Here is a 13,964-nt window from a genome sequence, read left to right as displayed (position 1 = left end):
CGCCGGGTACCCGCCCCCGCTGTGTCGCCGGGCCCGCCGCACAATGGTGGGATGCGTGCTGCCCGGCTGATCAAGATGGTGCTGCTCCTGCAGTCCCGGCCCTCCATGACCGCCGCCGAACTGGCCCGGGAACTGGAGGTGTCGGAGCGCACCGTGACCCGGGACGCCCAGGCTCTGTCCGAGGCGGGTGTGCCCGTGTACGCGGACCGCGGCCGAGCCGGTGGCTACCGGCTCGTGGGCGGCTACCGGACGCGGCTCACCGGGCTGGCCCGCCATGAGGCCGAAGCACTGTTCCTGTCCGGGCTGCCTTCCGCGCTGCGCGAGATGGGGCTCGACGACGCCGCTTCGGCCGCCCGGCTGAAGGTCTCGGCCGCGCTGCTCCCCTCGCTCCGGGACGCCTCACACACCGCCGCTCAGCGCTTCCATCTGGACGCCCCCGGCTGGTACCACGATCCGGCGACGCCCGAACTGCTGCCCGCCGTCGCGGAGGCCGTCTGGGACGACCGGCTGGTCCGGGCCCGCTACCTCCGCCGGCCGTCGGGCGAGGTGGAGCGGGAGCTGGCCCCTCACGGGCTCGTCCTGAAAGCCGGGGTCTGGTACCTCTGCGCCCGGGCCGGGGACGACTTCCGGGTGTACCGCATCGACCGGTTCACCGCCGTCGCCGTGTCGGAGACCCGCTTCGTGCGGGACCAGGACTTCGACCTGCCGCACTTCTGGGAGGAACGGGCCGCGCAGTTCGCCCGGTCGATCCTGTGTACCGAGGTGACCCTACGGCTGTCGGAGGAAGGCGTACGGCGGCTCCCGCACCTCGTGGACCGGGCCGCCGTCGAGGAGGCACTGGCCGGGGCCGCCGGTGCGGACGCGGACGGCCTGCGCACGGTCGTGCTGCCGGTCGAGTCCGAGGAGGTGGCGTACAGCCAGTTGCTCGCCCTGGGACCCGAGGTGGAGGTCCTCGCACCCGCCGCCCTGCGTGAACGTTTTGCCGATACCGCCGAACGACTGCGCGAGCTCTATCGCTGAAGTGGCCCGGAATTGATGCCGAAGGCTGCAATTCGGTGTCTGGGCGTGCGTCGCCCGCCGTCGGGGCAGATGCTGGACGCGTGATGGACGAGACGGAGTTCTGGGAGATCGTCGACAGCACCCGCGAGGCCGCCGGCGGCGACCCCGAGGACCACGCCGAGCTGCTGGTCGAACGGCTGGTGCGGCTCGACCCCGACTCCGTGCTTGATTTCGCCAGGCACTTCGAGGCCCGCTACAACCGTGCGTACAGCTGGGACCTGTGGGGCGCGGCGGCCGTGCTGCTGGGCGGGGCGAGCGACGACGCGTTCGACTACTTCCGCTGCTGGCTGATCGGGCAGGGCCGGGAGGTGTTCGAGGGCGCGGTGCACGACCCGGACAGTCTGGCCGAACTGCTGGACGACTTCGACGAGGAACTCGACGGGGACGGCGAGGACCTCGGCTACGCCGCCGACGAGGCCTACGAGCAGCTCACCGGGGTGGTCGCCCCCGACCTGGGGCTGCCGCCCCAGCCCACGGAGCCGGCGGGCACCCCGGTGGGCTTCGAGGACGACGCGGTGCTGGCGGCGCGCTTCCCCTCGCTCTGGGACCGCTTCGGCTCGGTCTGACCGCGCCGTCGTCGGAGTCTGCGGCATGCGGCTGTTCAAGGAGTGAGCGGACGGCCCATCAGAACGTCGTCGGCGTAACGCCCGTTCAGGAAGAACTCACCGTTCAGGACGCCCTCCACCACGAACCCCTCACCGGCGTACAGCGCGCGGGCCGGAGCGTTGTGCCCGAGCACGCGCAGCGTGATGCGGTTCGCGCCCTGCCGCCGTGCCTCGGCGAACGAGGCCCGCAGCAAAGTGCGCGCGACGCCGAGCCCGCGCGCCGGCTCGGCCACCGCCAGCCCCTGTATCTGCCGCACATGCGCGTTGCAGGCCAGCGGGGTCGGCGGGACGAGCCGGATGTACCCGGCCAGGCGCGGCCCCTCGTCCGGGCTGTCCGTCTCCGCTACGAGCACGTCCTCGGGCCGGTGCCGCTCGTCGAAGAAGGGTTCGTACGGCGGCTGCGGCCTCGGCTGCACCGCGTGCAGCGTCGACCAGGTGGCCCTGTCGAGCTCCCCGAGGGCGTCGCCGTCCCCGGGCACGGCACGGCGGACGGGACGCAATGAGAACGGGACCATGGCACCACTGTGCCACGCGGACTTCCGCGTGATCCATGGGGCAGGATGGGGCCATGCTGCCCTCCCGAATCGCCGTCAGCGGATCGTCCGGACTGATCGGAGCGGCGCTCGTGCGCTCGCTGCGTGCCGACGGGCATGAGGTGGTGCGCCTGGTGCGCCGCCCGGCCGCCACCGCCGACGAGGTGGAGTGGGACCCGAAGCGCCAGTACGTCGACGTGGCGGGCCTGGTCGGCTGCGACGCGGTCGTCCACCTCGCCGGCGCGGGGGTGGGGGACCACCGGTGGACCGAGGCGTACAAGCGGGAGATCCGCGACAGCCGGGTGCTGGGCACCGCCGCCGTCGCCGAGGCGGTGGCCTCCCTGGACACGCCGCCGAAGGTGCTGCTGTCCGGGTCCGCCATCGGCTTCTACGGCGACACCGGGGACCGTGCCGTAGACGAGAGCGCGCCGCCGGGCGACGGCTTCCTGCCGTCCGTGTGCGTGGAGTGGGAGGAGGCCACGGCTCCCGCCGAGGAAACGGGCGTACGCACGGTCCACGCCCGGACGGGACTGGTCGTCTCCCGGCGGGGCGGGGCTTGGGGACGCCTCTTCCCGCTGTTCAAAGCGGGGCTCGGCGGGAGAATGGGCAACGGTCGGCAGTACTGGAGTTTCATCGCGCTGCACGATCACATCGCGGCACTGCGGCACATCCTGGACACGGAGACGCTGGCCGGTCCGGTGAATCTGACGGGCCCCTCCCCCGTCACCAACGGTCAGGTGACGGCCGCCATGGGGCGGGTACTACGGCGTCCGACCCTGGTCACCGCGCCGGCACCCGCGCTGAAGGCCGCACTCGGGGAGTTCGCCGGGGACGTCCTGGCCAGCCAGCGGGTGCTGCCCGGCCAACTTCTCGACTCCGGCTTCGCGTTCGCCTTTCCCGGGATCGACGACGCCATCCGCTCCGCACTGCGCTGACCACGGCCTAGCCCGCCCGGGGCCCGGGCGCCGGGCCGCCGTGCGACCCCGTGCACCGGTGCCCGGGGTGCGCGCGACTGCACCTCTCTCGGCCATACGCCTAGCCTCGACCCGAACTCGGGCATTCCGGGGGCCTGGTGGGGGCAATACCCCCCCACCAGTCGCACCGACTCGGGGAGGGGCACGTGCTCACGGCACACACAGCAGACCACGCGGATGTGGTCATCATCGGGGCCGGGATCGCCGGCCTGTCGGCAGCCCACCAACTGATCAGCGCGGGAATGGGCGTCAGCGTTCTGGAGGCCGCAGCGCACGTGGGCGGCCGGATGGCCACGCATGAGGTGGACGGGTTCCGGCTCGACCATCTGGGGCCCTTGCTCAGTTCCGCGTATCCGGAGCTGAGCACCACCCCGGGGCTCGACGGCCTGGTGCTGCGGGACTTCGCTCCAGGGGTGCTCGTCCACAGCGGGGGGCGGCAGTACCGTGCCGGGGACGTACGGAGCGCGCGGGGTGCACTCCGTGCCGTGCGCTTCCGGTCGAGCGCCCCTCGCGCGCCCCTGGGCGGGGCCATCGAACAGGCCAGGCTCGGTGCCTGGCTGGCCCGTCTCGCCGCCGCTCCGGAGTCCCGGATCCTGGCCCGGCCCGACAGGTCCGTGCTCGACGCGCTCTCGACGCGCGGCCTCTCGCCCCGTGTCGTCAGCGGATTCCTGCGTCCTCTGCTCTCTGCGCTGCTCGGCGACCCCGGGCTCTCCACGTCGAGCCGCATGGCCGACCTCACCCTCCGGGATTACGCGCGCGGCCGGCTCTGTGTTCCCGCGGGCGGTTCCGCGACGCTGCCCGAGCTGTTGGCGGCAGCCCTGCCGCCCGGGACCGTACGCACGGGGGTGCATGTGACGGCTGCCGACATCACCTCCGTACGCACCAAGGAGCACGGCGAGCTCGGCTGCCGGTCGCTCCTGCTGGCCACCGGCGCGGGAGCCGCCGCCGAACTGCTGCCGGGGCTGCGGATGCCCGCGTTCCACCCGGTGACCGTGCTGCACCACACCACCGGCGAGGCACCACCGACCGGGGGCCGCCTGCTGCTGGAAGCGGACCGCTCCGGGCCCGTCGCGCACACCGCCGTGATGAGCGAGGTCGACCCCTCGCGCGCCCCGCACGGCCGGGCCCTCATCACCTCGACGGTGCTCGGCCCGCCGCCGCCGGACCTCGACCGCGAGGTGCGGGCCCACCTCGCCAGGCTGTACGGCACACCCACCGACGACTGGGAGCTGCTGGCCGCCCGCCACGATCCGGAGGCGGTCCCCGCCATGCCACCGCCGCACGATCCGCGGCGGCCGGTCCGGCTGCTCGCCGGGCTGTACGTGTGCGGTGACCACCGCGATACCAGCACGGTCCAGGGCGCTCTGCGCTCCGGCCGGCGCGCCGCCTCGGCGATCCTCACGGACCTGGGGGTGCGCCGGGGGCCGGCGGACGGGTCGGAGCTGCCCGCCGCCGCGTAGGCCGGGCCTGGTCAGCCCAGCGCGGCGACCCTGTCGCGGTAGCCGCGTACGGCGGCGGCGTCCCGGTAGGGCTCCAGGTGGCGCTCGAAGTCCCGTACGTACTCCGTCGCGCGCACCGACCGCATCTCGGCGGCCTGCTGGGCCGCCTCGGCGCCCAGCAGGCACGCCTGGTCCAGCTCGCCGAGCCCGAGCCGCGCGGAGGCGAGTACCACCCGGCAGAACAGCCTGCTCCGGGCGTACGCCGGTGCGCGCAGCTGGAGCGACCGCTCGGCGTGCTGGGCGGCGACGCGGTACTGCTGCAGATCGCGGTGGCAGTGGCCGAACTCGTCGGCGAGCTGGGCCTCGTCGAAGTAGCGGGCCCAGGGCGGCACATCGTCCCCGGGCCGGGAGATCCCCAGCGCGCGTTCCGCCCGTACGAGCGCGGCGACACAGGCCCTGGTCTCGCCGAGGACACCGTGTCCGCGCGCCTCCACCGCGTGCAGCAGGGCCAGGACGACGATCGGTGCGGAGGAGCCGATGCCCTGCTGGGCGACGCGGGCGAGCTGGACGGCTTCCCTTCCGTGCCCCAGATGGACCGCCTGCCGGCTCATCGTGATCAGGACGAAGGCGCCGTACACCCGGTCCCCGGCGGCCTGGGCGAGCCGCAGCGCCTGGACGAAATAGCGCTGGGCAAGGCCGTGCGCCCCGATGTCGTACGAGGTCCACCCCGCCAGCCGGGTCAGATCGGCCGCTGCGGAGAACAGCCGGCGGCCCATCGCCTCGCCGTAGCTCCCACGGAGCATGGGCTCGGCCTCGTGTTCCAGATACCGGACGAGGGCCTGCCTGGCGTGTCCGCCTCCGTAGGCGTTGTCCAGTGCGCGGAAGAGCTCGCCCACCGAGCGGAGGGCTGCGACGTCGCCGCTGCCGACCCGCTCGCCCGCGCCGCGGTCGGTCCGCCGCTGGCGCGGGACTCCCAGGGGCGGGGCCGCCGGCGCGGGCGGACGGGAGGGACCGGGGCCCCGGGAACCTCCGGCCCGTACGCCGTGGCCGCCCGCCGCGTGCCTCACACCGGGGGCGCCGGGCGCCTGCGGGGTGCCGGTCCCGTGGGCCTGGCGGAGCCCGTGCGGGGCCCGGGCGCCGTTGGCCTCGGCAGGCGTACGCGGGGCGGGCAGACCGGTGGCGCCGTTCACGCGGCTCGGCGGCTCGCCGCGACCGATCCAGTCGTCGGCCCGCCCGATCAGCCAGTCCCTGCTGGGAACGACCAGCCCGGCGGGCGTGAACGCGATCTTGCGCAACTCCGCATGGCTGCCCGAGTCCTTGCGCCACAGCCCGCTGACGATGTCGACGGCCTCGGCGGGCGTGGCCGCGAACTCCAGGCCGGCGTAGACCGGCGCGCACGCGTCCAGGCCCAGGTCCTGGGCGGAGAGCCGGCGGCCCAGCCGCCTGGTGAAGACCTCGGCGATCAGCGCGGGGGTGGTGCCCCGGGGCTGCTGGCCGCGCAGCCAGCGGGTCACCGAGGTCTTGTCGTAGCGCAGGTCGAGCCCGTGTTCGAGGCCGAGCTGGTCCACCCTGCGGGCCAGGCCTGCGTGGGAGAACCCGGCCTCCGCGATGAGGGCAGCGAGCCGCCGGTTCGGGGTGCGCTGCGGAGGTCGTTCCGACATCAGCTGTGAGGTCTCCTGCCTTCGGCGCCGGACGGGCAGCCCTTACGGGCTCCACCACGAGTGGGAGCGGGCGAGCCCGTTATGGAACGGCGCGAACTTAACTGCCCCGGCGGCGGCGCCTACGCCCTTCGCCGCACGTTCATCCGATCGTGTGAGGATTGCCGGATCGCTGACGGGAAGGACCCCGCCCGTGACCTGCCCGACCCCGTGTTCCGGACCGGTCGTACAGTGGCTCAGGGCGCACATCAGTGCATGGTGACGTGGCTCCGGGGACACCCCCGGCCCTCCGGCACCGCGAGTAGGGAGGCACCCGAGTGAGTGAGCTGCGTTTCGTCCGTCTGGGCTTCGGCGAGGAAGCGGTCGTCTACCAGGAGGCCTGGCAGAAGCAGCGCGAGGTGCATGCCGCCCGGTTCGAGGACACCGTCCCCGACACCTGCCTGCTCCTCGAGCACCCGCCCGTCTACACGGCGGGGCGGCGCACCACGGAGAGCGAACGCCCGCTGGACGGCACCCCCGTCATCGACGTCGACCGTGGCGGGAAGATCACCTGGCACGGCCCGGGGCAGCTCGTCGGCTACCCGATCCTGAAGCTCCCCCGCCCGGTGGACGTGGTCGCCCATGTGCGCCGCCTGGAGGACGCGCTGATCCGCACGGCCGCGGAGTTCGGTGTGGAGACCAGCCGGGTCGAGGGCCGCAGCGGTGTCTGGGTCCTCGGCGACCCGGTCGAGAACCGCCCGGCGCTCGGCGGGCTCTCCCTGGACTTCGACCCGCGGCTGCACGACGAGGAGTTCGACCCCCGGCTGAACGGCCCCGAGTACGCGCCGTCCAACGCGGGCCAGCGCCGCGAGGACCGAAAGCTCGCCGCGATCGGCATCCGGGTCGCCAAGGGCGTGACCATGCACGGCTTCGCGCTGAACGTGAACCCGGACAACACCTGGTTCGACCGGATCGTGCCCTGCGGCATCCGGGACGCGGGCGTGACCTCGCTCTCGTACGAAACGGGCCGCGAGATCACCATCGCCGAGGTCCTCCCGGTCGCCGAGAGACACCTCAGAGAGGTCCTGGAGAACGCGGAGCTCGCACCCCGAGTCGTCGCACCGAAGGAGCCGGCCGCCTCGGTTTAGGGAATAGGCCCTGTCGGCCACAGGTTGGCCAGACGCAAGGCCGTTCTAACCACGGGCGTACCCTGGTGTTCGCCGAAGAATCCAATGCAGCGAAAGCAAAGGGGTGCCGGAGTGTCCGGTGTCGCACCCGACGGGCGCAAGATGCTGCGCCTGGAGGTCCGAAACAGCCAGACCCCCATCGAGCGCAAGCCCGAGTGGATCAAAACCCGGGCGAAGATGGGCCCCGAGTACACGAAGATGCAGGCGCTCGTGAAGGGCGAAGGTCTGCACACGGTGTGCCAGGAGGCGGGCTGTCCGAACATCTACGAATGCTGGGAAGACCGCGAGGCGACGTTCCTCATCGGCGGCGACCAGTGCACCCGGCGCTGTGACTTCTGCCAGATCGACACGGGGAAGCCGCAGGCGCTGGACCGTGACGAGCCCCGCCGCGTGGGCGAGTCCGTCGTGACGATGGACCTGAACTACGCCACGATCACCGGCGTCGCGCGCGACGACCTGGACGACGGCGGCGCCTGGTTGTACGCGGAGACCGTACGCCAGATCCACGCACTGACCGCGGAGCGGGAGGGCGGCGCCACGAAGGTGGAGCTGCTCATCCCCGACTTCAACGCGGAGCCGGAACAGCTCGCCGAGGTCTTCTCCTCGCGCCCCCAGGTGCTCGCGCACAACGTCGAGACGGTGCCGCGGATCTTCAAGCGGATCCGGCCCGGTTTCCGTTACGAGCGCTCCCTGGACGTCATCACGCGGGCCCGCGAGGCCGGTCTGGTGACGAAGTCCAACCTGATCCTCGGCATGGGCGAGACCCGCGAGGAAGTCAGCGAGGCGCTCCGGGACCTGCACGACGCGGGTTGCGAGCTCATCACGATTACGCAGTACCTCCGGCCCTCCGCACGCCACCACCCCGTCGAGCGCTGGGTGAAGCCGCAGGAATTCGTGGAGCTGAAGGACGAGGCCGACGCGATCGGTTACTCCGGCGTCATGTCGGGACCGCTGGTGCGTTCTTCGTACCGCGCGGGACGTCTCTTCCAGCAGGCGATGGAACGGCGCGGCGCGACCGCCGCGACCGCGTCCACCGTGTGAATCGGCACACAAGACGCTACTGAGCGGTAATGGCCTCGACGACGCGGCCCGTACGTCCTCCGCAGGTTGGGGGCCCGTATGGGCCGCGTCGGCGTGCGCGACGCCGGAATCAGAGTTTCATTGGTGTTTGACCGACCGGTCATGCACTGGTAACACCGAGCAGTGACCCTAGGTACATGAGCGGTGGTTCCCGCAGCCACCGTCGTCATTGCTTCCCGCTACTCAGTGCGCGCCGGGCGCGCGCCTCCGCTCCGAGGGGAACACCCACGATGCACGCCGCACCGGTACGAGCCAACGCCATCCCGACTGTCACCACCGCGCTCCGCGCGGTCGAGTCACTGCTCATGAGCGGCGGCCAGCGCACCGCCCGCCGCAACGCCTGGACGGCAGTCCTGGAGGACCGCCGCAGGGCTCAGGACCGGGTCGCGGCGGAGCATGTGCTGAAGGCTGTGGCCGACCACCGTTCCTAGGTCACCCCCGCGCCACGTAAACTTCGGTACATGGCGAGGAAGGCAAACACTGACGGCGCGGACAGCGCCGAGAACGCGGGGCGGCTCAAGCAGATCGCCCTGACCTACAAGATGACCAGGCGGTCGGACCCCAAGGTGGGTCTTGTCGTCGCGGGTGTGGGAATCGTCACCTTCGGTGTCCTCCTCGCCATCGGTTTCCTGATCGGTCACCCGGTCTACGCGGGAATCCTGGGCTTCGTACTGGCATTCCTCGCGATGGCGATCATCTTCGGGCGCCGTGCCGAGCGCGCGGCCTTCGGCCAGATGGAGGGCCAGCCCGGCGCAGCCGCGGCGGTACTGGACCGGGTGGGCCGCGGGTGGACCACGACCCCGGCCGTGGCGATGAACCGCAGCCAGGACGTCGTCCACCGGGCGGTCGGGAAGGCGGGCATCGTGCTGGTGGCGGAGGGCAACCCGAACCGGGTGAAGAGCCTGCTGGCGGCCGAGAAGAGGCGGATGGCCCGCATCGTCATCGACGTACCGGTGCACGACATCATCGTCGGCGACGGCGAGGGCCAGGTACCGCTGAAGAAGGTGCGCACCACGATGCTGAAGCTCCCCCGGGTCCTGACCGGCCCGCAGGTGACCGCGGCCAATGACCGGCTCCGGGCGATGGGCGACCTGATGAGCAACATGCCGCTGCCGAAGGGCCCGATGCCGAAGGGCATGCGGATGCCGCGCGGCGGAAAGATGCGCTGAGCAGATGTGAGGAGAGCGGCCCCGGACGACGTGCTCGTCCGGGGCCGCTCTCTCTTCTGCTCACGCCTTTCGCCTACGTCTCAGATGCGGACCTGGACGGCGCGGGCCAGCCGGTCGTGGAGGCCGCGGCTGTCGCGGTCCCAGACGAGGGCCGGGATCACCAGGAGGAGCAGCACGCTCCGGACGACGACCCGCACGACGCCGAGCCGTCCGCCGTCCTCGCCGATGACCCGCAGGCCGAGAATCCGCTTACCGGGAGTGGAACCGAGGGTTCCGACCGTCAGCAGGCTCATGACGAGGAAGACACCGAGCGCCCAGTTCCCCGCCGCCTGCTGGTCACCGCGAGCGAGCAGCCCGTATGCGATCAGCATGCACAGGGCCCAGTCCACGAAGAGAGCCCCGAAACGTCGGCCGAGCGGGGCCACGGACCCCGGGCCCTCCTGGGGCAGACCGAGGCGCTCGCCCCGGTAACCGAAGTCGGCGCCCATCTCCTCGGCCGCCGCGCGCGGCCCCGAGAGCCACGATCCGATTGCTTGCCTGTTGTCCACCCGTCCACGGTACTGCGCCACTGTTTGCACCTGGCCGGGCGGGGCACCGAACACGTCGCTGAGGTGCCGCTCACAACCGGGCTGGTTAACTTGAGCGAAACAAATGGGTCATGCTGGAGAAATCCTGGCTACCTATGGTCGGGGCCAGCGTGTGCCACCGCACTGGCCACACAGACGAGCTGCAACCCCGCCCTTTCCCGGGTCGGGAGTAGGAGGAGTTGGATGTTCCAGAACGCCGACGAAGTCCAGAAGTACATCGCCGACAACGACGTCAAGTTCATCGACGTCCGGTTCTGCGACCTGCCGGGCGTGATGCAGCACTTCACGATTCCGGCAGCGACCTTCGACCCGGCCGAGGAACTGGCTTTCGACGGATCCTCGATCCGCGGCTTCCAGGCCATCCACGAGTCCGACATGGCGCTCCGCGCCGACCTGTCGACGGCCCGGGTCGACCCCTTCCGCCGCGACAAGACGGTGAACGTCAACTTCTTCATCCACGACCCGATCACCGGCGAGCAGTACAGCCGTGACCCGCGGAACGTGGCGAAGAAGGCCGAGGCCTACCTCGCCTCGACCGGCGTCGCCGACACCGCGTACTTCGGCCCCGAGGCGGAGTTCTACGTCTTCGACAACGTCCGCTTCCAGACGTCGGCGAACGAGAGCTTCTACCACATCGACTCCGAGGCCGGCGCCTGGAACACCGGTGCGGTCGAGAACAACCGTGGTTACAAGGTCCGCTACAAGGGCGGCTACTTCCCGACCCCGCCGGTCGACCACTTCGCCGACCTGCGTGCCGAGATCTCCATGGAGCTGGACAAGAACGGCCTCCAGGTCGAGCGCCAGCACCACGAGGTCGGCACCGCCGGCCAGGCCGAGATCAACTACAAGTTCAACACGCTGCTCGCCGCGGCCGACGACCTGATGCTCTTCAAGTACATCGTGAAGAACGTCGCCTGGCGCAACGGCAAGACCGCGACCTTCATGCCGAAGCCGATCTTCGGCGACAACGGCTCGGGCATGCACGTCCACCAGTCGCTGTGGCAGGGTGGCACGCCGCTCTTCTACGACGAGCAGGGCTACGCGGGCCTCTCGGACATGGCCCGCTACTACATCGGCGGCATCCTCAAGCACGCCCCGTCGCTGCTGGCCTTCACCAACCCGACGGTGAACTCCTACCACCGACTGGTCCCCGGCTTCGAGGCCCCGGTCAACATGGTGTACTCGCAGCGCAACCGCTCCGCCGCGATGCGTATCCCGATCACGGGGTCCAACCCGAAGGCCAAGCGCGTCGAGTTCCGCGCCCCCGACCCGTCCTCGAACCCGTACCTGGCGTTCTCGGCCCTGCTGATGGCCGGCCTGGACGGTGTGAAGAACAAGATCGAGCCCCCGGAGCCGATCGACAAGGACCTCTACGAACTGGCCCCCGAGGAGCACGCGGGCGTCCAGCAGGTCCCGACCTCGCTCCCGGCGGTTCTCGAGGCCCTGGAGCAGGACCACGAGTACCTCCAGGCCGGCGGCGTCTTCACGCCGGACCTGATCGAGACGTGGATCGACTACAAGCGCACCAACGAGATCGCGCCGATCCAGCTGCGGCCGCACCCGCACGAGTTCGAGCTGTACTTCGACCTCTAGCCGGTCCGGGAGCCCGAGCTCCCCAGCAGCCGAAGGGCCGCCGTCCCGCACGGCGGCCCTTCGGCGTGCCCGGCCGGATCCGTCGTCAGGTCCGACCACGGCTTCCTCGACGCGGGGCTGACGCTCGAGCGGTTCGCCGAGCACGGAGCCCCTACGCCGGTCGTCATGGCGGTGAGAGCGCGCAAGGCCGGATGAGGTGAGGGGAGGGGGTCCTCACCGGGCGTCCCCTCCCCCGCACATCAGGTCAGTCCGTCAGCAGATCGCGCAGCTCCGCCACCGCCTCGCGGAGCCGTTCCGCGAAGGCGTGCATCTGGTCGGCCACCGCGAGCGGGGTGCTCAGGTAGAGGTTGAAGCGGTCCGGCAGCAGGACGTAGGCGACGCCGATACAGCGGCTGCTCGTGGAGCCGAAGCCGAAGTACTGGATGTTCTCGGACGGCGCCGAGCTCGTGCTCAGGTAGTCGTCCCGCATGGTGATCCAGCCCGGGGAGCGGTACAGGGCGGGCTGCTCGCGCACGCCGAGTTCGTCGCCTCGGCGGCGCTGGATCAGTTCCAGTTCCCAGAGGTGCTGCTCGGGGGCCTCGCCCGCCTGGCATTCTTTCGCCCGTGCCACATGGGCCCCCGCGGCGGCCCGGAACGCGGCCCGGCGGGTGTCGCGGTCGGCCGCCGGGTCGTCCATCGCCGTGACGAAGACGGGCATCTCGGGGGTGACGACCCGCATCGCCTCGGTGCGGCCGTGACGGAACTGGCGGGTGGCGATCGACTCGTACGTCGCTCCCAGGTGGCCCTTGGCGCGCTGGTGGGCCAGCTGGTAGGCGGCCTGGACGAAGGCGTCCGGGGACACTCCGAGCGCTTTGGCGGCGGTGCTGCCGAAGTCGCCGAACGACACGGTGCGGGTGGCGGTGTCGTTCCCGTACGCCGCGAACGCCTCGGCGGCGGTGCGCACCTGGGCCCGCAGGGGCTCGTCCAGCTCGAAGGTGAGCGGGTGCGGGACCGGCACGCCTTGCTGCCGTGCGCCGGACCGGCGGGAGTGCTCGTCCGGCGGGGTGCCGAGCAGGGCGTCGGTGAAGCTGAGGATGGTCGTCCCGTCCAGCTCGCAGTGCTCGACGTTGATGCCGGCCCGGCCGTCCGCGAAGACGACGAAGGAGACGGCCTTGTCGAACCAGCGGTTGCCGCGGTCTCCGCGCAGCAGCTCGTCGCACGCGGTCTGGGTGTCCTCGGGCGCGAAGTCCTCCAGGCACACGCAGAAGAGGGCGGTCTCGATGTCGTCCAGCGTCCGGGCGTTGCCGGGGTGGCCTTCGACGAGGGACGCCCGGGTGGCCGCCCATTCCGCCCGCGCCATGGTGGTGAGGTGACCGGCCCGGTCCTCCTCGGCCGTGTGGGCGTCGGCCTTGGTGACAGCACGCAGGCCGGCCTCGATCTCGTCGAGACCGTGCGGGACGCCGTCGGGGCCGAGCACGTCCAGCCGGAACATCGTGCCCCGGAAGAACACCACGATGTGCCGGGCCGTCGACGGCCCGGGCGCCTGCTCGCTGTAGGGGGCGCGCACGGTGTCCAGCGGCACCCCGGGAATCCGTGTCGTGGAGAAGAGGTACGTGTTCTGCACCATCGACTGGGGCACGCCGCGCTGCTCCACCGGCGCGATCAGCCCTTCGTCGAGCTGTCGCTTGTAGTGGAGCGCCCCCGCGACGAGCCCGGCCGCCCGTTCGAGCTGCCCCTGGCCGGTGTCCTGGAACAGGAAGAAGAAGTTGGCGTTGAGCGCGATGCGGTCCCGGCGGCCGAGGTAGCGGTACGGCCAGAAGGTGTCGAGCCAGCTGTGCACGCCCTCCGTCCCGTCGTACTCCTCCAGCGCCGCGTGCAGGGTCCGCCCGGGGCCACCGGGCCGCAGGAAGGCGGTGACCTCGGCCTCCGTCGCCGCCCGCTCCTCGGCGGTCAGCAGAGGGGCGCACCAGGCGAGGAACCTCTCGCAGCTCGCCTCGAGCGTGGGCAGCGGCACGCGCGGAAGGCTGCCTTCACGGGCGAAGGTCGTGCCGGCTGCTGCTTCCTGGCTGACGTTCAATGCGGCTCTCTTCTCGGTGAGTGGGGGTGGGGTGGTCTACCGGTG

Annotated in this window: 13 protein-coding genes; 9 read left to right on the top strand and 4 right to left on the bottom strand. The window is 71.5% G+C overall.

The window, feature by feature from the left end:
• Positions 1-51: 51 nt before the first annotated feature.
• The gene (locus tag ACWD04_RS15980) at positions 52-1,020 is read left to right on the top strand and encodes a helix-turn-helix transcriptional regulator (RefSeq protein ID WP_451132205.1); all 969 of its coding nucleotides are present in this window, start codon (positions 52-54) and stop codon (positions 1,018-1,020) included.
• A gap of 83 nt (positions 1,021-1,103) precedes the next feature.
• Positions 1,104-1,625: a DUF4240 domain-containing protein gene (locus ACWD04_RS15975; RefSeq protein WP_451132272.1), complete on the top strand. Its 522-nt coding sequence runs from the start codon at positions 1,104-1,106 to the stop codon at positions 1,623-1,625.
• Between the two features lie 35 nt (positions 1,626-1,660).
• Here the strand turns inward: ACWD04_RS15975 and ACWD04_RS15970 are convergent, their stop codons facing one another.
• On the bottom strand, positions 1,661-2,179 hold the full coding sequence (locus ACWD04_RS15970) for an N-acetyltransferase family protein (RefSeq protein WP_451132203.1): 519 nt from the start codon (positions 2,177-2,179) through the stop codon (positions 1,661-1,663).
• A gap of 53 nt (positions 2,180-2,232) precedes the next feature.
• Here ACWD04_RS15970 and ACWD04_RS15965 point away from each other — a divergent pair, with 53 nt between their 5' ends.
• The gene (locus ACWD04_RS15965) at positions 2,233-3,132 is read left to right on the top strand and encodes a TIGR01777 family oxidoreductase (protein WP_451132201.1); all 900 of its coding nucleotides are present in this window, start codon (positions 2,233-2,235) and stop codon (positions 3,130-3,132) included.
• A 185-nt stretch (positions 3,133-3,317) separates the two neighbouring features.
• Positions 3,318-4,631 (top strand): NAD(P)/FAD-dependent oxidoreductase, encoded by a 1,314-nt coding sequence (locus ACWD04_RS15960; RefSeq protein ID WP_451132199.1) that lies wholly within the window; start codon positions 3,318-3,320, stop codon positions 4,629-4,631.
• A gap of 11 nt (positions 4,632-4,642) precedes the next feature.
• On the opposite strand, the gene ACWD04_RS15955 is transcribed toward ACWD04_RS15960, so the two are convergent.
• Complete coding sequence (locus tag ACWD04_RS15955) at positions 4,643-6,271, bottom strand: regulator (RefSeq protein WP_451132197.1); 1,629 nt, start codon at positions 6,269-6,271, stop codon at positions 4,643-4,645.
• Positions 6,272-6,585: 314 nt separating this feature from the next.
• Here ACWD04_RS15955 and lipB point away from each other — a divergent pair, with 314 nt between their 5' ends.
• The 4 genes from lipB to ACWD04_RS15935 all read left to right on the top strand — a co-directional run bounded on the left by lipB (position 6,586) and on the right by ACWD04_RS15935 (position 9,683).
• Positions 6,586-7,395: a lipoyl(octanoyl) transferase LipB gene (gene lipB / locus ACWD04_RS15950; protein ID WP_451132195.1), complete on the top strand. Its 810-nt coding sequence runs from the start codon at positions 6,586-6,588 to the stop codon at positions 7,393-7,395.
• Between the two features lie 111 nt (positions 7,396-7,506).
• A complete protein-coding gene (gene lipA, locus ACWD04_RS15945) occupies positions 7,507-8,475 on the top strand; it encodes a lipoyl synthase (RefSeq protein WP_451132193.1) in 969 nt (322 codons plus the stop codon).
• A gap of 269 nt (positions 8,476-8,744) precedes the next feature.
• Positions 8,745-8,945 carry an SCO2195 family GlnR-regulated protein gene (locus ACWD04_RS15940; RefSeq protein ID WP_451132191.1) on the top strand — a complete coding sequence of 67 codons (201 nt, stop codon included), beginning with the start codon at positions 8,745-8,747 and terminating at the stop codon, positions 8,943-8,945.
• Between the two features lie 30 nt (positions 8,946-8,975).
• Positions 8,976-9,683: a DUF4191 domain-containing protein gene (locus tag ACWD04_RS15935; RefSeq protein ID WP_451132189.1), complete on the top strand. Its 708-nt coding sequence runs from the start codon at positions 8,976-8,978 to the stop codon at positions 9,681-9,683.
• Positions 9,684-9,763: 80 nt separating this feature from the next.
• On the opposite strand, the gene ACWD04_RS15930 is transcribed toward ACWD04_RS15935, so the two are convergent.
• On the bottom strand, positions 9,764-10,231 hold the full coding sequence (locus tag ACWD04_RS15930; protein ID WP_451132187.1) for an RDD family protein: 468 nt from the start codon (positions 10,229-10,231) through the stop codon (positions 9,764-9,766).
• Positions 10,232-10,453: 222 nt separating this feature from the next.
• Here ACWD04_RS15930 and glnA point away from each other — a divergent pair, with 222 nt between their 5' ends.
• A complete protein-coding gene (glnA, locus tag ACWD04_RS15925; RefSeq protein ID WP_307127376.1) occupies positions 10,454-11,863 on the top strand; it encodes a type I glutamate--ammonia ligase in 1,410 nt (469 codons plus the stop codon).
• 244 nt (positions 11,864-12,107) lie between these two features.
• On the opposite strand, the gene ACWD04_RS15920 is transcribed toward glnA, so the two are convergent.
• Positions 12,108-13,919 (bottom strand): choline/carnitine O-acyltransferase, encoded by a 1,812-nt coding sequence (locus tag ACWD04_RS15920; RefSeq protein WP_451132184.1) that lies wholly within the window; start codon positions 13,917-13,919, stop codon positions 12,108-12,110.
• Positions 13,920-13,964: the final 45 nt, after the last annotated feature.

It is taken from the genome of Streptomyces sp. NPDC002911, assembly GCF_053591835.1.
This window is presented reverse-complemented; position numbering and strand designations above follow the sequence as displayed.